Annotated in this window: 19 protein-coding genes and 2 tRNA genes; 8 read left to right on the forward strand and 13 right to left on the reverse strand. The window is 67.3% G+C overall.

Annotation, left to right across the window (positions count from 1 at the left end; all coding sequences use genetic code 11):
* Positions 1-151: 151 nt before the first annotated feature.
* From cueR to modA, 5 genes are all read right to left on the reverse strand, one after another.
* On the reverse strand, positions 152-562 hold the full coding sequence (gene cueR, locus Q9235_RS08220) for a Cu(I)-responsive transcriptional regulator (RefSeq protein ID WP_306226318.1): 411 nt from the start codon (positions 560-562) through the stop codon (positions 152-154).
* Between the two features lies 1 nt (position 563).
* Positions 564-3068 (reverse strand): heavy metal translocating P-type ATPase, encoded by a 2505-nt coding sequence (locus Q9235_RS08225; RefSeq protein ID WP_306226319.1) that lies wholly within the window; start codon positions 3066-3068, stop codon positions 564-566.
* Positions 3069-3170: 102 nt separating this feature from the next.
* Positions 3171-4265, reverse strand: a complete 1095-nt coding sequence (gene modC / locus Q9235_RS08230) for a molybdenum ABC transporter ATP-binding protein (protein ID WP_306226320.1) — start codon at positions 4263-4265, stop codon at positions 3171-3173.
* Positions 4262-4966 (reverse strand): molybdate ABC transporter permease subunit, encoded by a 705-nt coding sequence (gene modB, locus Q9235_RS08235; protein WP_306226321.1) that lies wholly within the window; start codon positions 4964-4966, stop codon positions 4262-4264. Before modB ends, modC begins: the two co-directional genes overlap by 4 nt.
* Before the next feature lie 10 nt (positions 4967-4976).
* A complete protein-coding gene (gene modA / locus Q9235_RS08240; protein WP_306226322.1) occupies positions 4977-5780 on the reverse strand; it encodes a molybdate ABC transporter substrate-binding protein in 804 nt (267 codons plus the stop codon).
* Positions 5781-5897: 117 nt separating this feature from the next.
* Here modA and Q9235_RS08245 point away from each other — a divergent pair, with 117 nt between their 5' ends.
* On the forward strand, positions 5898-6104 hold the full coding sequence (locus Q9235_RS08245; protein ID WP_265059377.1) for a TOBE domain-containing protein: 207 nt from the start codon (positions 5898-5900) through the stop codon (positions 6102-6104).
* Positions 6105-6109: 5 nt separating this feature from the next.
* A complete protein-coding gene (gene tsaA / locus Q9235_RS08250; RefSeq protein ID WP_306226323.1) occupies positions 6110-6601 on the forward strand; it encodes a tRNA (N6-threonylcarbamoyladenosine(37)-N6)-methyltransferase TrmO in 492 nt (163 codons plus the stop codon).
* A gap of 12 nt (positions 6602-6613) precedes the next feature.
* Here tsaA and Q9235_RS08255 read toward each other — a convergent pair whose 3' ends face one another.
* The 3 genes from Q9235_RS08255 to Q9235_RS08265 are packed head-to-tail and all read right to left on the reverse strand — an operon-like array spanning position 6614 to position 8774.
* Complete coding sequence (locus Q9235_RS08255) at positions 6614-7135, reverse strand: cupin domain-containing protein (protein WP_306226324.1); 522 nt, start codon at positions 7133-7135, stop codon at positions 6614-6616.
* Positions 7136-7166: 31 nt separating this feature from the next.
* Positions 7167-8024: a 3-mercaptopyruvate sulfurtransferase gene (gene sseA / locus Q9235_RS08260; protein ID WP_306226325.1), complete on the reverse strand. Its 858-nt coding sequence runs from the start codon at positions 8022-8024 to the stop codon at positions 7167-7169.
* 33 nt (positions 8025-8057) lie between these two features.
* A complete protein-coding gene (locus Q9235_RS08265) occupies positions 8058-8774 on the reverse strand; it encodes an alanyl-tRNA editing protein (RefSeq protein ID WP_306226326.1) in 717 nt (238 codons plus the stop codon).
* Positions 8775-8940: 166 nt separating this feature from the next.
* Between Q9235_RS08265 and Q9235_RS08270 the strand changes: the two genes are divergently transcribed.
* On the forward strand, positions 8941-9723 hold the full coding sequence (locus Q9235_RS08270; protein ID WP_306226327.1) for an SDR family NAD(P)-dependent oxidoreductase: 783 nt from the start codon (positions 8941-8943) through the stop codon (positions 9721-9723).
* Positions 9724-9730: 7 nt separating this feature from the next.
* On the opposite strand, the gene Q9235_RS08275 is transcribed toward Q9235_RS08270, so the two are convergent.
* The 3 genes from Q9235_RS08275 to Q9235_RS08285 all read right to left on the reverse strand — a co-directional run bounded on the left by Q9235_RS08275 (position 9731) and on the right by Q9235_RS08285 (position 12420).
* On the reverse strand, positions 9731-11185 hold the full coding sequence (locus tag Q9235_RS08275; protein ID WP_306226328.1) for a cryptochrome/photolyase family protein: 1455 nt from the start codon (positions 11183-11185) through the stop codon (positions 9731-9733).
* A gap of 321 nt (positions 11186-11506) precedes the next feature.
* Positions 11507-11773 (reverse strand): hypothetical protein, encoded by a 267-nt coding sequence (locus Q9235_RS08280; RefSeq protein WP_306226329.1) that lies wholly within the window; start codon positions 11771-11773, stop codon positions 11507-11509.
* Between the two features lie 573 nt (positions 11774-12346).
* Positions 12347-12420: transfer RNA gene (locus tag Q9235_RS08285), tRNA-Cys, on the reverse strand.
* 169 nt (positions 12421-12589) lie between these two features.
* Between Q9235_RS08285 and Q9235_RS08290 the strand changes: the two genes are divergently transcribed.
* The 4 genes from Q9235_RS08290 to Q9235_RS08305 all read left to right on the forward strand — a co-directional run bounded on the left by Q9235_RS08290 (position 12590) and on the right by Q9235_RS08305 (position 15935).
* A tRNA-Asn gene (locus Q9235_RS08290) sits at positions 12590-12664 on the forward strand.
* 191 nt (positions 12665-12855) lie between these two features.
* Complete coding sequence (locus Q9235_RS08295) at positions 12856-13497, forward strand: protein-L-isoaspartate O-methyltransferase family protein (RefSeq protein ID WP_306226330.1); 642 nt, start codon at positions 12856-12858, stop codon at positions 13495-13497.
* Positions 13498-13655: 158 nt separating this feature from the next.
* Positions 13656-15071 carry a TolC family outer membrane protein gene (locus tag Q9235_RS08300; RefSeq protein WP_306226331.1) on the forward strand — a complete coding sequence of 472 codons (1416 nt, stop codon included), beginning with the start codon at positions 13656-13658 and terminating at the stop codon, positions 15069-15071.
* A 249-nt stretch (positions 15072-15320) separates the two neighbouring features.
* On the forward strand, positions 15321-15935 hold the full coding sequence (locus Q9235_RS08305) for a PopZ family protein (protein WP_306226332.1): 615 nt from the start codon (positions 15321-15323) through the stop codon (positions 15933-15935).
* A gap of 51 nt (positions 15936-15986) precedes the next feature.
* On the opposite strand, the gene Q9235_RS08310 is transcribed toward Q9235_RS08305, so the two are convergent.
* Complete coding sequence (locus Q9235_RS08310; RefSeq protein ID WP_306226333.1) at positions 15987-16217, reverse strand: hypothetical protein; 231 nt, start codon at positions 16215-16217, stop codon at positions 15987-15989.
* 25 nt (positions 16218-16242) lie between these two features.
* Complete coding sequence (locus Q9235_RS08315; protein ID WP_306226334.1) at positions 16243-16728, reverse strand: pyridoxamine 5'-phosphate oxidase family protein; 486 nt, start codon at positions 16726-16728, stop codon at positions 16243-16245.
* Positions 16729-16915: 187 nt separating this feature from the next.
* Here Q9235_RS08315 and dps point away from each other — a divergent pair, with 187 nt between their 5' ends.
* Positions 16916-17455, forward strand: coding sequence for a DNA starvation/stationary phase protection protein Dps (dps, locus tag Q9235_RS08320; protein WP_306226335.1), 540 nt, complete (start codon positions 16916-16918; stop codon positions 17453-17455).
* The last annotated feature ends 151 nt before the right edge of the window (positions 17456-17606 follow it).

Genomic DNA, 17606 nt, shown 5'->3' on the forward strand with positions numbered 1-17606 from the left:
AGAACGCCTGGGCGCTCCCCGTCTTTTGTTGAGAGGCGGATTCTCCGGCAGGGCCGATGCAGCCGGGCCGGACCCGCCTCTGGTGGGCGGTGGCATATGAGCAATCTCGGCCGGCCCCGTCCAGACATTCAGCGCATGGCGGAGCAGCGTCTCAGGCTTTGGCCCGCGCTGTCGGCGTAGCGGCGAAATCGGCAAGGATCGGGCAATCCGGCCGGTGGTCGCCATGGCAATGCGTCGCCAGATGCCGCAGCGTGTCGGCCATGGCCTTGAGTTCGGCCGCCTTTTCCTCGAGTTCGCGCACATGCGCCATGGCGAGGTTCTTCACATCGGCGCTGGCCCGGCTCTTGTCGCGCCAGAGCGCCAGCAATTCGCGGGTTTCCTCCAAGGAGAAGCCGAGATCGCGCGAGCGGCGCACGAAGCGCAGCGTATGCACGTCGTCATCGGCATAGACCCGGTATTGCGCGGCCGTGCGGGCCGGCGCAGTGATCAGGCCGATGCTCTCGTAATAGCGGATCATCTTGGCGCTGACGCCGGAGCGGGTTGCGGCTTCGCCGATATTCATCTCAGACCTCCTGTCCATGCGAAGCCGGAACCTGGAAGCGCTTCAACCTGAGCGCATTGCTGACGACGCTGACGCTCGACAGCGCCATGGCGAGCCCGGCGAAGACCGGCGAGAGCAGGATGCCGAAAGTCGGATAGAGCACGCCGGCCGCCACCGGGATCAGCAAGGCGTTGTAGCCGAAGGCCCAGGCGAGATTCTGGCGGATATTGGCGATCACCGCCTGCGACAGCGCGATGGCGCGGGGCACGCCCATCACATCGCCGGACATCAGCACGACATCGGCGCTTTCGATCGCGATATCCGTGCCGGTGCCGATGGCGATGCCGACATCGGCCTGAGCCAGCGCCGGCGCATCGTTGATGCCGTCGCCGACGAAGGCGACCTTGGCGCCGCGGCCCTGCAGGCGCTTCACCACCTCGGCCTTGTCGGTCGGCAGCACCTCGGCCCAGACCTCGTCGATGCCGAGGCCCCGCGCGACCGCTTCCGCCGTGCGCCGGTCGTCGCCGGTCACCATCGCGACCTTGAGGCCGAGCTTGTGCAGGGCTGCGATGGCCGCAGGCGTGGTCTGTTTTACCGCGTCGGCGACAGCGATGACAGCGGCGATTTTCCCGTCGATTGCGGCATACAGAGGGGTCTTTCCGGCCTCGGCCAGCGTCCTGGCGCGGGCGGCGAAGGGCGCGATGTCGAGCTTCGCTTCTTCCATCAGCCGATGGCCGCCGATCGCGACCTTGCGCCCATCGACCGTCGCGGTGACGCCGCGGCCGGGATCGCTGGCGAATTCGGCCGGCTCGGCGAGGGCGAGGTTCCGCGCCTTGGCGGCCGCGACCAGCGCCAGTGCCAGTGGATGTTCGGAGCGGTTCTCGGCTGAGCCGACGAGGCGCAGCACGTCGTCAGCCGCGAAGCCGTTCGCCGGCTCGATATCGGTGAGCTCGGGCTTGCCCTTGGTCAGCGTGCCCGTCTTGTCGAGCGCGACGATCTGGACGTCCTTGAGCGCTTGCAAGGCGTCGCCCTGACGGAACAGGATGCCGAGCTCGGCGCCCCTGCCAGTGCCGACCATGATCGAGGTGGGGGTGGCCAGGCCCATGGCGCAGGGGCAGGCGATGATCAGCAGCGCGACGGCATTGACCAGCGCATGCGACAGGGCCGGGCTGGGGCCGAAGATCAGCCAGACGGCGAAGGTCAGCAACGCCAGCACGATCACGACCGGGACGAACCAGAGCGTGACGCGGTCGACCAGTGCCTGGATCGGCAGCTTGGCGCCTTGGGCGGCCTGCACGGTCCGCACGATCTGGGCGAGCAGCGTGTCGGCGCCGACCTTCCGCGCGGTGAAGCGCAGCGCCCCGGAGCCGTTGACGGTGCCGCCGGTGACGGTGCTGCCGGTCTCCTTGCGGACGGGAGCAGGCTCGCCGGTGATCATCGATTCATCGACGAAGGAGGTGCCGTCGGTGACCTCGCCATCGACCGGGACGCGCTCGCCGGGCCTGAGGATGACGATGTCGCCGGGGCGGACGCTGTCGACGGCGATGTCGCTCTCAGTGCCGTCACGCAGCACGCGGGCGGTCTTGGGCTGGAGCGCGATCAGGCTGCGGATGGCGGCGCCGGTCCGGCCCTTGGCGCGGGTCTCGAACCAGCGCCCGAGCAGGATCAGCGTCACGATCACCGCGCCGGATTCGAAATAGGTGCCCTCCGTGCCCGCCGGCATCAGGTCCGGCAGGAAGGTCGCGACGCTCGAATAGAGATAGGCCGCGCCAGTGCCGAGCATGACCAGCGAGTTCATGTCGGGTGCCAGCCGCAGCAGCGCCGGGAAGCCCTTGCGCAGGAAGACGAGGCCGGGCCCGAACTGGACGATGGTCGCCAGCGCGAAGGAGAAGACGCGCACATTCCACTCGCCGAAAGTGCCGGCGAGCCAGTGGTGCAGGGAGGGAAACATGTGGCTGCCCATCTCGACGACGAGCAGCGGCAGCGTCAGCAGGCCGGCGACGAGCACCGAGCGCAGCAGCTTGCCCTGCTCCTCGTCTTTGGCAGCCTGCCGGCGTATGTCGGCCTCGCCATCGGCCGCGACGATCGGGCTCGCTTCGTAGCCGGCGCCGGCCACGGCCTTCGTCAGGGCCGGGATGATCTCGTTGCCGGCGAGCGTCTTCACACTGGCGCGCTCGGTCGCGAGGTTCACGGTCGCCTCGACCACGCCCGGCACGGCGCGAAGCGCCTTCTCGACATGGCCGACGCAGGAGGCGCAGGTCATGCCCGAGACCGACAACTCGATCGTGTTCTCGACCGGAGTGTAGCCGCTCTGGCGCACCGCCGCACCGATCTGGCCGAGGTCGGTGCCGCCCTTGGCGAAGCTGACATGCGCCCGCTCGGTCGCGAGATTGACCGAGACCGCATCGACGCCCGGCACCGCCGCGATGGCGCGCTCGACATGGGCGACGCAGCTCGCGCAGGTCATGCCCTCGACGCCCAGATCGAGGGTTTCGAGGTCGTTCCTGCTCCTGTCGATGACCGTCATCGCCGTCTCCTTCATGGTGATGACAGGCGATATAAGGTTTCCCATCATGGGAAGGTCAAGGTTTGCTCTATGACTTTTTTGGAAGGTTGTGCAGCGGCCGGTTCAGGGCATCTCGACCGAGACGCTCTTGATCACCGCATGGATCGGCTTGCCGGGCGCCAATCCGAGCAGGGCGACGGATTTTGCCGTCAGGCGCGCCGCTAGCTTCGCCTCGCCGCAGGCGACGAGCAGATGCACCGTGCTGCCGCCGGCACCGCTGCGTTCGCCGATCTCGGAGACTGTTCCCGAGAGTACGTTGAGCGCGCTGATCTCCGCTGGCTGGCCGAGGCTGAGCATCACGTCGCTGGCGAGTATGCGGATCTTGATGCGTTGACCTTGCCGCAGCGTGCCGCGTGCAATTGTCAGGGGGCCGACTGGCGTCGAGAGCCGCGCCAATCCGAAGGCTTCCTCGAAGCCGGCGACCTCGGCGGATAGCAGCGTACTCGCTTCCGGCGCTCCGGGGCGGGCCGCCAGATCGGGCCGGGACAGAATGTCCGCGGTGGGGCCACAAGCCGCGACGCGCCCGTTCTCGACCATGGCGACGGTGGTGGCGAGGCGCGCGACCTCCGCCAGCGCATGCGAGACATAGACGATCGGGATGCCCACCTCGTCGCGCAGACGCTCGATATGCGGGAGTATCTCGGCCTTGCGGGCGTCGTCGAGCGCTGCCAGCGGTTCGTCCATCAAGAGCAGGCGCGGCTGTGCCAGCAGGGCGCGGCCGATGGCGACGCGCTGCTTCTCGCCGCCGGAAAGGCCGCCCGGTCTCCGGTGCAGCAGATGGCCGATGCCGAGCAGTTCCAGCACCTTGTCGAGCTCGGCCGGCTTGCGCTGCGCGCGCGGCACGAACCAGTGCCCGTAGAGCAGGTTCTGCCGCACGGTCAGATGCGGAAACAGCCGCGCCTCCTGAAAGACATAGCCGATGCGCCGGCGATGCTTCGGCAGGAAGACGCCGCGTCTGGTGTCGACCAGCGTTTCGCCATCGACGCGGACATGGCCGGAATCGGGGCGGATCAGCCCGCCGATGACATTGACCAGCGAGGTCTTTCCGGAACCAGAGCTGCCGAACAGGGCGGTCAGGCGTCCGTCCGAGGTGAAGCTCGAATCGAGCGTGAACTCGCCGAGCCTGTGGCGGACGGCGATGTCGAGGACATCAGTCATTCGACGGCGATCCGGCGGCCGACGATGCGGGCCATCAACTCGGAGAGAAAGAGCGCGGCGACGGAAATCACGATCGAGATCAGCGTCAGGCGCATCGCGCCGGCATCGCCGCCCGGAACCTGCGTGAATGTATAGATCGCCGAGGGCAAGGTCTGCGTCTCACCGGGGATGTTGGAGACGAAGGTGATCGTCGCGCCGAATTCGCCCATCGCCTTGGCGAAGCACAGGATCATGCCGGCGATGATGCCGGGCAGGCATAGCGGCAAGGTGACGGTCAGGAAGACCCAGATCGGGCTTGCACCCAGCGTGCCGGCAGCGGATTCGAGCTTGCGGTCGACCGCCTCGATCGAGAGCCGGATGGCACGAACCATCAAGGGGAAGCCCATCACCGCGCAGGCGAGCGCCGCGCCGGTCCAGCGGAACGAGAGCACGATCCCGAACCAGTCATAGAGGAATTCGCCGATCGGCCCGCGCCGGCCGAAGCCGACCAGCAGCAGATAGCCCGTCACCACCGGCGGCAGGATCAGCGGCATATGGACGATGGCGTCGAGCAGGGACTTGCCCCAGAAACGCCCGCGCGCCAGCAGCAAGCCAACTGCGAGCCCCAGCGGGAGGCTCGCGATCATGGCGGTCGTTGCGACGATGAGGCTGAGCCTCACCGCCGTCCATTCTTCAGGCGAAAGCGTAAGCCAGTCGGTCACGAAGCGGCGATCACGAAGAGCTGGCAGCCTTGTTGAGCACCGTGAATCCCTGCTTCTCGAAGACCGGCTTGGCGGCCGGGCTGCGCAGATAGGTCAGGAAGGCCTGCGCATCGGGATTGGCCGAGTCCTTGGTGACAGCGACCGGATAGACGATCGGTGGATGCGAATCCTCCGGGAAGGTCGCGACGACCTTGACCTGCGGGTCGGCGGCGGCGTCGGTCGCATAGACGATGCCGAGCGGGGCCTCGCCGCGCGAGACCAGCAGCAGCGCAGCGCGGACATTGTCGGCCTGCGCGATCTTGTCCTTGATCTTGTCCCAAGCGCCGAGCTTCTCCAGCGCGGCCTTGCCGTATTTGCCGGCCGGGACGGAATCGACATTGCCCATGGCGAGGCGGCCGGCCCCGACCGCGCCCGCGACATCGACGCCGGGCTTGAGGTCGAGCTTGGCGGTCGAATCCTTGCCGGCGACCAGCACGATGCGGTTGGCGAGCAGGCTGACGCGGGTATCCGGCTTGATCAGGCCCTTGTTCGCCGCATAGTCCATCCAGTCGAGATCGGCCGAGACGAAGAGGTCGGCCGGGGCGCCGTTCTCGAGCTGCTTCGCCAGCGTGTTGCTGGCGGCGTAGGAGATCTTCGGCGCGGGCTTGCCGCTCTCCTTGACCCAGTTGGCGGCAGCCTCGTCCAGCGCGTTCTTCATGCTGGCGGCGGCGAAGATGACGAGATCCTTCGTCTGGGCCTGCGCGGCATTGAAGGCAGGCGTGAAACTCACGGCAAGGGCCAGGCCCATGCCCAGCAGGGTGCGGCGCTTCAACATGTTGTTCCTCGCTCGAATTTCTCGTTGTATATCGACGGATATAACGATGGTTGCCGCGCGCCCGGACCCAAGTCAAGGCGCGGCGGCGGCCGTGTTGTCGCAAGGAGATGCAGAGCCATGAAGATCAGCGCCCGCAACCAGCTCAAGGGTAAGATCGTCGAGATCACCAAGGGCGCGACGACGGCCCATGTCCGCATCGATATCGGCGGCGCGATCGTGACCTCCTCGATCACCAATGCGGCGGTGGACGATCTCGGGCTCACCGTCGGCAAGGAGGCCTATGCCGTGGTGAAGGCCTCCGACGTGATGATCGCGATCGACTGACAACTATGGTCCGCGAAAACGAGATCCGCGAGAAGGAGGTCGCCGTCGCGCCGCCGCAGGCGACCGATGCCGGCCTCGTCTTCATCGGCACCATCCGCACGCCCTGGACCTCGCGGCTTGTCTGCCCGCGCCAGGGCAGGGCGGACGGCCCGATCTGCCGCATCGAGCTTTTCCCGCCCTGGGACGAGGCGCTGGAGGGGATCGAGCGCTTCGAGCGCTTGGAGGTGCTCTACTGGCTGCACCAGTCGCGCCGCGATCTCGTTCGCCAGAGCCCGGCCAATAATGGCGAGACCCACGGCACCTTCGCCCTGCGCACGCCGGTCCGGCCCAACCCGATCGGCACCTCGATCGCGACGCTGGTCGCGCGGGAAGGGCGGGTGCTGCTTGTGCGCGGGCTCGACTGTCTCGACGAGACGCCGCTTCTCGACATCAAGCCCGACCGCACGTTGTTCACACCGATTGCCCCGCCGCAGCCCGGCGATTTCGAGACAGGCTGAGGCAAAGCACGCTCACCCGTGCGGGTGTTTGTGGATCGGATCGACCCAATAGACCTCTTCCGGCTTCTCGACCGGGTCGACATCGGTGATGTTGACCACCACCGCCTCGTTGTCGGAGCGCACCAGCACGCATTGCAGCGGGTTGTCGGGGTCGGCGTTGATCTCCTGGTGCGGCACGAAGGGCGGGACGTAGATGAAGTCGCCCGGCCCGGCCTCCGCGACGAATTCAAGCCGCTCGCCCCAGCGCATCCGCGCCTTGCCGCTCACCACATAGATCACGCTTTCGAGCTCGCCATGGTGATGCACGCCGGTCTTGGCGTTGGGCTCGATCGCGACCGTACCGGCCCAGATCTTCTGGGCGCCGACGCGGGCGTGGTTGATCGCGGCCTGCCGGAACATGCCCGGCGTCTGCGCGGTGTTGGGGTCGAGCTTTTCGCCGGAGATGACGCGCACTCCGTCATGCTTCCAGCGCGGCTCGCCATCATGGCTGTGATCGTGCGGATGGTCGTGATCGTGGGAATGATCGTGGCTCATGGCGTCCTCCTCGCTTGCTTGCTGCGCAGGCTCAGCCCGTCTTCGCCGGTCCGGTCGCGATCGGCCGGTCGCTGGCGCCCCATTCGGCCCAAGACCCGTCATAGAGCGCACGCGCCGGCTTCCCGATCGTCTCCAGCGCGGTCGCGAGGATCGCGGCGGTGACGCCGGAACCGCAACTCGTGATCAGTGGCCGGTCGAGATCGGCGCCCGCCGCGGCGAAGGCGGCGGCGATGGCGGCCGAATCCTTCAGGCTGCCATCGGCGACGAGCGCGGTCGCCGGCACGTTGAGGGCGCCGGGCATATGGCCGGAGCGCACGCCGGGGCGGGGTTCCGCCGCCTCGCCGCGGAAGCGATCGGCCGGGCGGGCATCGACCACCTGGGCATTGCCGGCGGAGAGCGCCTTGGCGACATCGTCGGCGCTGGCGACGGCGGAATGGTCGAGCCGGGCGGTGAAGCTGCGGTTGGCGCGGGCGCGCGGCGGGCCATGCTCGATCGGGCGGCCCTCGCGCTCCCATTTCGGGAAGCCGCCTTCGAGGATGACGACGTCCTTGGCGCCGAAGGTGCGGAAGGTCCAGCGCACGCGCGGCGCGGAGAACAGGCCGAGCCCGTCATAAACGACGATTCGCATGCCGTCGCCGATGCCCAGGGCACCGACGGCGGCGGCAAAGGCATCCGGCCGCGGCAGCATATGCGGCAGGTCGGAACCCGTGTCCTTCACCGCGTCGATGTCGAAATGCACGGCGCCGGGAATGCGCCGATCGGCGAATTCGGCATGCGGATCGCGGCCATGGGCCGGCAGGTACCAGGAGGCATCGACGACGATGACATCGGGCGCGTTCAGGCGCTCGGCCAGCCACTCGGTCGAAACGAAGACGTCTTCACGGGCCATAGGCATATCCTCTGGGCATCAACTCTGGTGTTCTCAGGCCAGCGCGATCCGGACGCGCCGGTTCTGCTTGCCCTTCTTCTCGATATCGGTGACCGCGACCGCGCCGATCTCGGCGGTGTTGCGGACATGGGTGCCGCCGCAGGGCTGCAGGTCGATATCGCCGATCGCGACGAGTCGGACGCGGCCCGAGCCGCGCGGCGGCTTCACCGACATCGTCTTGACCAGGCCGGGATTGGCGTCGAGCTCCTCGTCGGTGATCCAGCGCTCGCCGACATCGGCGTTGCGGGCGACCAGCGCATTGAGCTTCTCGGAGATCTCTGCCTTGTCGAGCCCGCCCTCGGGAATGTCGAAGTCGAGTCGACCGTCGCCATCGCCGATCGAGCCGCCAGTGACGGGGAAGGCGAGCACGACGCTGAGCAGATGCAGCGCGGTATGGATGCGCATGCGCTTGAAGCGGCGCTCCCAGTCGAGCACGGCCGTCACCGCCTCGCCGGGCGTGGGTAGGGCCTGGCCTTCTGCGGGAACATGGATGACCCTGCTCTTGTCCTCGGGATCGTAGATCGTGGTGGCGATGGCGATCTCGCTGCCGTCGGCGCGGCGCAGATGACCGGCATCGCCCGGCTGGCCGCCGCCGGTCGCGTAGAAATTCGTGCGGTCGAGGATGATGCCGCCGCGCTCGTTCACGGCCTCGACCGTCGCCGGCGTTTCCTCGAGATAGGCATCCTGGCGGAAGAGAAGTTCGGTCGGCATCGTCTCGTGTCTCATGGTGGCGCGGGAACGCCTTCGCCCGGCAGACTGCACCGATTGCCGCCGGGGTGCCACCTCCTTGGCGGGATAGCGGGGATGATTTGCGATGCATGGCTTCCGGGCGCGGGCTTTCATGCCTAGATGACTGTACCGCCAACCCGGAGCCGCCATGGCCTTGCCCCGCATGAAGCCGCAGGACGGCGTCGCCTGGATCACCGGGGCCAGCTCCGGCATCGGGGCCGCGGTTGCGCTCGAACTGGCCGCGCGGGGCTGGACGGTTGCGGTCACGGCCCGGCGGCTGGAGGCGCTGGAGCGTCTCGCCCGCAGCGCCGAGAAGCTGCCTGGCCGCATCGTCGCCCATGCCGGAGACGTCACCGACGCGCAGGGCATGCGCGACGTCACTGACGCCATCGAAAGCATTCACGGGCCGGTCGCGCTCGCCTTCCTCAATGCGGGCATCGCTTCCGGGCAGGGTCGGGCGATCGATGTCGAGACGGTCGAGAGGGTCGTCGGGGTCAATCTGCTCGGCGTCGCCAAGAGCTTTTTCGCCGTGCAATCGCGCATGGCAGCCCGCGGCGCAGGGCAGATCGCGGTCAACGCCTCGCTCGTCGGCTATCGCGGCCTGCCCGGCGCAGCCGCCTATGGCGCGGCCAAGGCGGGCGCGATCTATTTCTGCGAATCGATGCGTTTCGACTGCGAGGTCGCCGGCATCCGCCTGCAACTGGTCAATCCCGGCTTCATCGAGACACCTATGACGGAAGGCCGCCGCTTCCCGATGCCGTTCCTGCTGACGGTTGAGGATGGCGCGCGGCGAATCGTCGACGGGTTCGAGCGAGGCGGGTTCGAGATCACCGTGCCGCGCCGCCTTGCCTGGATCCTGAAGGTCGCGCGCCTTCTGCCTTATCCGGTCTATTTCGCGCTGATGTCCCGCTTCGCCGAGCGCAGCGGCTGAGGCCGGTTCAGCCGCCCCGGATGGTGGCGAAGGCGTCGAGCGCGCGCTGGCGCCCCAAGGCGAGATCGACCAATGGGGCAGGGTAGCTCTCGCCGATTCGAACGCCCGCCTCGCGCAAGGCTTTCTCCGGGGCATTCCAAGGCTGGTGGATGTCCTTGTCGGAAAGCCCGGCCAGTTCCGGCACCCATTGGCGGACGTAAGCGCCCGTGGGATCGTGGGTTTCGCCCTGCGTCACCGGGTTGAAGATGCGGAAATAGGGCGAGGCATCGGCGCCGGAGCCGGCGACCCATTGCCAGCTCGCGGCATTGTTGGCGGCATCGGCATCGACCAGCGTGTCCCAGAACCAGGCCTCGCCGGCCCGCCAGTCCTGCAAGAGGTGCTTGATCAGGAAGGAGGCGACGACCATCCGCACGCGATTATGCATCCAGCCGGTCGTCCAGAGCTCGCGCATTCCGGCATCCACGAGCGGTATTCCGGTCTGCCCGCGCTGCCAGCGTTTGAGCGCCGTTTCGTCCGGCCGCCAGGGGAAGGCGTCGAATCGCGAATCGTAGTTGCGGGTCGCAAGCTCCGGATTGTGGAAGAGCAGATGGTGCGAAAACTCGCGCCAGCCGATCTCGGCGAGGAATTTCTCGGCGTCGCGCTCCGATCCGGCGGCTTCTCCGGCGGCGCGGGCATGCTGGAGCGCATGCCAGACCTGCCGCGGGCCGATCTCGCCGAAATGCAGATGGGGCGAGAGGCGCGACGTCGCGGCCCGGTCTGGCCGGTCTCGATCCCCGGCATAGCCATGAAGGCCGTCGCCCAGAAAATCGTCGAGACGCTCCGCCGCACCCGCCTCTCCCGGTGTCCACGCAGCCCGCATGCCGCCGGCCCAGTCCGGCTTCCGGGGCTCAAGCTCGAGATCGGGCAGGGTGAGCGCCAATGCCGCGATCGAATCGGGCAGGGGAATCGCGGAGATGCGCTTGGGAGCCGGAATCGGAGCCGCCGGATCGCCCTTCAGCCGCGCCGCACGCCAATAGGGCGTGAACACCTTCATCGGCTGTCCGGTCGTCGTGGTGAGCTGCCAGGGCTCGTTGAGAAGCTGGCTGTTGAAGCTGCGGACCGTGATTTCACGTCCGGACAGCTCCTCCTTGAGCTGGCGGTCGAGCGCGATCTCCTCTGCCTCATAGCGGCGATTCCAGGTGACGAGCCCGATCCCGGCTTCGGCCACGACGCGAGGCAGCAGCACGGCCGGATCGCCGCGCATCAGCACGAGCCGCCCGCCCTTGGCCGCGAGCGCCGCCCCCAGCGCGTCGAGCGAGCGCGACAGCCACCAGCGCGAGGCACTGCCGATCGGCCGGCGATCGGGACCCGTATCGAGGATGTAGAGACATAAGCTCGGCCCGGCCGCCACCGCCTCGGCGAGCGCAGGGTTGTCCGCAAGCCTGAGATCGTTGCGAAACCAGTGCAGGGCGCGTTCGGTCATCGTCTCTCCCCAGCCGCGCTCCCGCGGCCCGCAATCCCGATCAACGCGGCCGGGTGGAATCGGTCGCCGGCAGGAGAAAAGATTTTCCGAAGACGCGGGCCGTCAGACCCTGCTCAGCAGCGGCACTTGCGAATCCGCGATCGCTGGCTCAGATCTCGAGAGGCTCGTGCAGAAAATCGGCGATCAGCCAGGACACGCCCGCCGTCCCGGCCATGAGGACCGCTATCAGAATGGCTTCGACCATGACGCTACTCCGCCCTGAACGGGCAAGCGTCACTAACTAAAATTTTAACGTTTTGTAAACGAAGATCTTAAGGCGAATCACAGCCTGAACGATCGCTCCAGATGGGCGGCTGTTGAAAGATGGATGCATTGGAGGAAGCAGGCCTCGATCTCGAACTCGGAGAGATGGGCCGGAAGCTGGACAATCTGTTCAGCGTGCGCCGCCCGCGAGCCCCGCAACGAGTCAGGGCCGCAGGCTTCGAGGTTTCGGCCATCGAAGCCGGCACCGGCCGTCTGCGCGTCATGCTGGACGCGGATCTGCCCGAGGCGGTCGGGCGCACGATTCTCTCTCTTGCGATCAAGCATGGCGCCGGCCCCGGCAGGGGGGAGGGCGCGCGACAGGCCGCTCCGGCGCCAACTGCCGCGGACGCCCGAAAGGGCTGAATACACCCGGAAACGGCGCGGGTCGGAACCTTGAAGGCTGACGGATGGGAACTCCGAGGCGACTTGGGCGTCCTTTTCAGGATGACAAATCGGAAAAAGCCGCCCCTGGATTTCTGGCTCTGGCTCGCCGTCATCGGCCTCACGGTGATTGTCGCCGTGTCGTCCCTGACATTCCCCGAACGCGTCGCGCCGGAGGTGTTTCAGCCACGCGCTGCAACCCGTTGACTCGCTTTGACATGCGGGCCGGCCCCAAGGGCCGACGCCGAAAGAGAGAGAGCCCCACCGGCTGCGCCGATGGGGCTCGTCTGGGCCTTGAGCCCTCGCCGGGCCGGCTGCCGCCCGCCTGGCACCACTGGAAAATCCGCAGGGAGAACATCGCACGAGGCGGCAGGTTCCGCAGGCGCATGCGAACCTCCGGTCCTGTCGGCAAGCGGCAGGGACGCGGTCTCGACAGAATTTTGAGAAAGCGCAACGATATCAGCGCAATGGGATTTTTGGAGGCCTCGCCCGGAATCGAACCGGGGTGCAAGGATTTGCAGTCCTCTGCGTAACCACTCCGCCACGAGGCCTTCCGGCCAAAACGGCCGCGGCCGCTTCAGCGAGAGCGCAATAACCACAAGCCGCGCCGCGCCGCAACCCGGGATCGCATCTTCCACAGCGACGGCGACAAATCTGCTTGGTCGGCTCGCAAGGGGCTTGCACTATCCGGACAGCGCCGCTAAGACGCCGCCACGTTGTTCCCGGATAGCTCAGCGGTAGAGCAATCGACTGTTAATCGATTGGTCGCAGGTTCGAATCCTGCTCCGGGAGCCAGCTTTCCCCCTCACATCGTTAGATTGCATTAACCATAGCTGGTTTATGCCTGCGGTCAGGCGGCGCTTGCCTTTTGCGTGGGCGTCGAACAGAAAGCTGCCGAAGAACGGCGCGATCGCTGCACCGGTTCGCGGCCTCCAGAGCCTCGGCCGCAACCTGCAGCGGCGATGTCGTGGACGGAGAGTTCGGTCATGGACGATTTCACCTCGCTGCGGCGCAATATGGTCGATTGCCAGTTGCGCACCTATGACATCACCGACCGGGCGGCGCTGGCGGCGGCGGATTCGGTGCCGCGCGAAGCCTTCGTTCCCGAGAACCTGTCGCATCTCGCCTATCTCGACCAGTCGATCCCGCTGCCGGGCACCGGGCGCGCGCTGATGACCCCGATGGTCGCGGTGCGGATGATTCAGGAGCTCGATCCGCAGCCGGGCGAGGACGTGCTCGAATATGCCGGCGGTTCCGGCTACGGCGCGGCGCTGATGCACCACATGGGCGCGAAAGCCACGCTCTGGGAGCCGGACGCAGCCGCGCGGCCCCTGGCCGAGGCGGCTCTGGGCCGGGCCGGCGCGCAGGGCGTGACGGTCACCGCCCAGCAGCCGGCCGCTGCCAGCTTCGACGCAATCCTCATCGGCGGCTCCTGCGAGATCGCGCCCGAATCGCTTTTCCCGCTGCTGCGGCCGGAGGGCCGGCTCATCGTGGTCGAGGGCATCGGTCGCGCCGCGCGGGTCAAGCTCTACCTCAAGTCCAGCGACGTCGTCTCCGGCCGGCCGGTCTTCGACGCGGCCGCGCCCGTCGTGTCCGAGTTCCGCCGCCCGGCGGCGTTTGTTTTCTGAGATCGGCAGTGTCGCATTTTTGCGGCACTGCACGATCGAAACCACTCTGGAGCCGCCCCATGCGTTGGCGGATGGTGCCGGAGCGGGTATGAATTGCAACTCTGCCGAGGCTGGGGCGATGCCTGGGCGCGACTTTCAGTGCGCACATGAGGCGTCCAGTGCATAAACGCGACGAAAAGACTTCCGGGTTTGGGCTCTCCGCCGTCTTCGCCTTGGCGTTGGCGGGTGGCTGGGCCGGGCCGGTTTCGGCCCAGACCATGGATGCCGCGCTCGCGCGGGCCTACTCAGCCAATCCGACTCTCAATGCGCAGCGCGCCTCGGTCCGCGCGACCGACGAGAACGTGCCGCAGGCGAAGGCGGGCTACCGCCCGCGAATCACGGCCTCGGCCGATATCGGCGCCAGCATCACCGAAGCGGGCATTCCGGCCTTCGCCAGCAACTCGCCCTTTCACAACAACACGGTGTCCCGCCTGGGGCCGCGCGGCGCCGGCGTGCAGGTCGATCAGAACATCTTCGACTCCGGCAAGACCCGCAGCGCCGTGGGCCAGTCCGAATCGCAGGTGCTCGGCGCCCGCGCCACCCTGCGCAACACCGAGCAGAACGTGCTGCTCGACGCCGCGACGTCCTACATGAACGTGCTGCGCGATACGGCGATCCTCAACCTCAACCGCAACAACGTCGAGGTGCTCGAGGAGCAGTTGCGCCAGACCCGCGACCGCTTCCAGGTCGGCGAAGTGACGCGCACCGACGTGGCGCAGGCGGAAGCCCGCCTGTCCTCGGCCCGCTCCCAGGCGATTCTCGCCGAATCGAACCTGAAGACTTCGGTCGCCCGCTTCCGCCAGAATGTCGGCACCGAGCCGCGTTCGCTCGCACCGGGCCGGCCGGTCGAGGGGCTGCTGCCGAAATCGCTGCCGACCGCGCTGACCCAGGCCCTGTCGAACCACCCGGCGATCATCGCCTCGCTGCACGGCGTCGATGCCGCCGAGCTTCAGGTCAAGGTCACCGAGGCCGATCTCTATCCCGTCGTCGGTGTCCGCGGCGTGGTCCAGCAGCGCTATGACAGCCAGTTCTCCGGCGACAACCGCTTCTCGGCCAGCCTCGTCGGCACGCTGACCATCCCGATCTACGAGGGCGGCCAGGTCTATGCCCGCACCCGTCAGGCCAAGGAAACCGCCGGCCAGCGCCGGATCGAGGTCGACACCCAGCGCGACGCCGTCCGCGCCGCCGTCGTCTCCGCCTGGGGCGGGCTGGAAGCCGCCAAGGCCCAGATCATCGCCGCCCAGGCGCAGGTCGAAGCCGCGTCCACCGCGCTCTCCGGCGTGCGTGAAGAGGCGAAGGTCGGCCAGCGCACGACGCTCGACGTCCTCAACGCCCAGCAGGAACTGGTGAGCGCCCGCTCGAGCCTCGTGGTCGCTCAGCGCGATCGCGTCGTCGCCTCCTATGCGGTCCTCTCCGCGGTCGGCAAGCTCTCCGCCCAGTCGCTCAAGCTCAAGGCCGATATCTACGACGCCCGCCAGCACTACGAGCAGGTCCAGGGCAAGCTCTGGGGCACCCAGACTCCCGACGGCCGCTGAGCATCGGCCCGGGCCGTTTCGCGCCGGATCGCCACGCGTCCGGCGCAAACGACCTGACGGCCATTCCCGTCGCATCGGCTCTTCCCGACGGCACACGCGGCATTTCGGCGCGATGCCATAGGGCAACAGCGCGGATTTCTCCTGTGGGAGAGCCGCCTGGCGCCTTGTCTGGCATCGGTGCCGTGGAATACTGCGCTCTTGGAGCAGCGTTGATTCCGTCGGCGCGCCCGGTGTCCAACGGTTAGACTCATGAGCGCGCAAGCCAAGCCCAGCGAACCGTCGATGGAGGAGATCCTCGCCTCCATCCGCCGGATCATCTCGGACGATGAGGCGAAGCCGGCCGAAGAAGCCGCGGCGCCGCTGGCCGAGCCTGATCCGCAACCGCAACCCGAGCCGGCTGCCACGATCGACGACGACGTGCTCGACCTCGGGGCCGAAGCCGCTCTGGTCGCCGCGCCTGAACCCGCACCGGCCCCGCCAGAGGCGTTCCCCGACGAATCCGACGTCGCGTTCCTCGAGGAAGAGCCCGTCGCGGCTCTGCCTCCGGAACCGCCAGCCCCTCCGCCCGAGCCGCAGCCGGTCGCATTTCAGCCCGAACCGCCTCAGCCTCAGCCACAGCCGACTTTCGCCGCTATGCCAGACATGGCGAGCCTGTTGTCGGATCAGGCGAGTTCTGTCGTCACCAATGCCTTCGGCCAGCTCGCCTCCACCGTGCTCAGCAACAATGCGCGCACGCTGGAGGACCTGGTCAAGGACATGCTGAAGCCGATGCTCAAGACCTGGCTCGACGACAATCTGCCGACCATGGTCGAGCGGCTGGTGCGCGCCGAGATCGAGCGTGTCGCGCGCGGCGGCCGTAGCTAAGGCGGCCCCGGCCTGCGACGCCAGGGCCGCTTCCAACAGCGAAGCCGGTCTCTAGTTCGAGCTGACGACGCGGCGGCGTCGCGCAGGCGCGCGTTGCCTCTCGAACGCTCCGGCCTCCCTGAGGCGCATCAGGCCGTAACCCACCATGGCGAAAGCCGTCGCCGGAGTACCGAGCCGCGAGACCAGCATGGTCAGCCCCACGGCGACCGGGCGGGGATAGCGACCAGACGCCGCTTCGACTGCGAACCAGGCCCCGAGGGCGTGGACCAAGAGTTTCATCATCGCATCCTGCTCGTCGCTTCGGGGGTCAGAGGCGGACCTTGCGGTTCTCGCCGAGATCTGGCTTGGCGCCGGTGAGGGCGGCCGCGGCCATCTTGACGCTGGTGACGATCTTGCCGGGGCTGTCCCAAAACTCTGCCATGCTCGGCCGAACGCGCAGTACGCGGATGTTCGGATCGTTCTCGTCGTTCCAGAAAGCGCGGTTGCTCGCATCCCAGAGGTCGTGAACCCGCTGCCGGTCGTCGAGGACTGTCGCGGTGCCCGTCACCGAAAGATAGCGCTGGCTGCCCGTGTCGGAGAAGGCGACGCAGACATTGTCGTTGACCTGGATCTCGTCGTCCTTGTGGTGGCGGCGATCGGTCAGGAAATAGATCGCATCGTCCTCACGCTCGCCATGGGCATGCATCGGGCGGGCGCGCAACTCGTCACCCTGGCCGTCATGGGTCACGAGCATCGCGAACTTGATGGAATCGATCAGGTCCCAGACGCGTGTTTGGTCGTCTTGCCGAGGCATGTCGCTCTCCTGCTGGCTGTCATGGGTTGTGTGATTCCAACGGGATGAACGCCGGCTGGTTCCGCCGCGCGAGAAAGCAGTCCAGCCGGAACCGCGCCCGGATTCGTGCGTATCAGAAATGATGCGCCGGATTGCCCGGCGTTGGCGGCAATATCGCTCCCGCAGTCCTTCCGATCCGAGGTTTGCCATGGCCAAGACCGTAGCCAAGACCACACCGCGCAGCGCACCGAAGAGCTCGACCACGGCCAAGGTGGTCAAATCCAGCCGGGTCGACCTGGCCTCGAACACCAAGACCAAGGTCATCGGCCTGCTGAACGAACGCCTTGCCGACGGCATCGATCTCTCGCTCGTCACCAAGCAGGCACATTGGAACCTGAAGGGGCCGGGCTTCATCGGCATCCACCTGATGCTCGACAATTTTCGCGATGAGCTCGATACCCATGTCGACACCGTAGCGGAAAGGATCGCGCAACTTGGCGGCATCGCTTTCGGCACGACGCAGACGACAGCTCAATCCACTTCGCTCAAGCCCTATCCGACCGAGATCGTCTCGGTTCAGGATCATCTGGCCGCGCTGATCGAGCGCTATGCCGACACGGCCAACAAGGTGCGTGAGGCGATCGACGCTTGCGACGAGGCCGGCGACGCCGACACCGCCGACCTGCTTACCGCCTATTCCCGGATGCTCGACAAGTCGCTCTGGTTCCTCCAGTCGAACCTCGCCTGACGCGAGTACCGTCTTGTCATTCCGGGGCGCGCCGCAGGCGCGAACCCGGAACCCACGACCGGGTGAGACAGGGAATGTTCGGTTGCCGGCGAGCTACCCAGTCGTGGGTTCCGGGTTCTTCGCTGCGCGAAGCCCCGGAATGACAAGGGTG

The sequence above is a fragment of the Bosea beijingensis genome (genome assembly GCF_030758975.1).
GTDB lineage: Bacteria > Pseudomonadota > Alphaproteobacteria > Rhizobiales > Beijerinckiaceae > Allobosea > Allobosea beijingensis.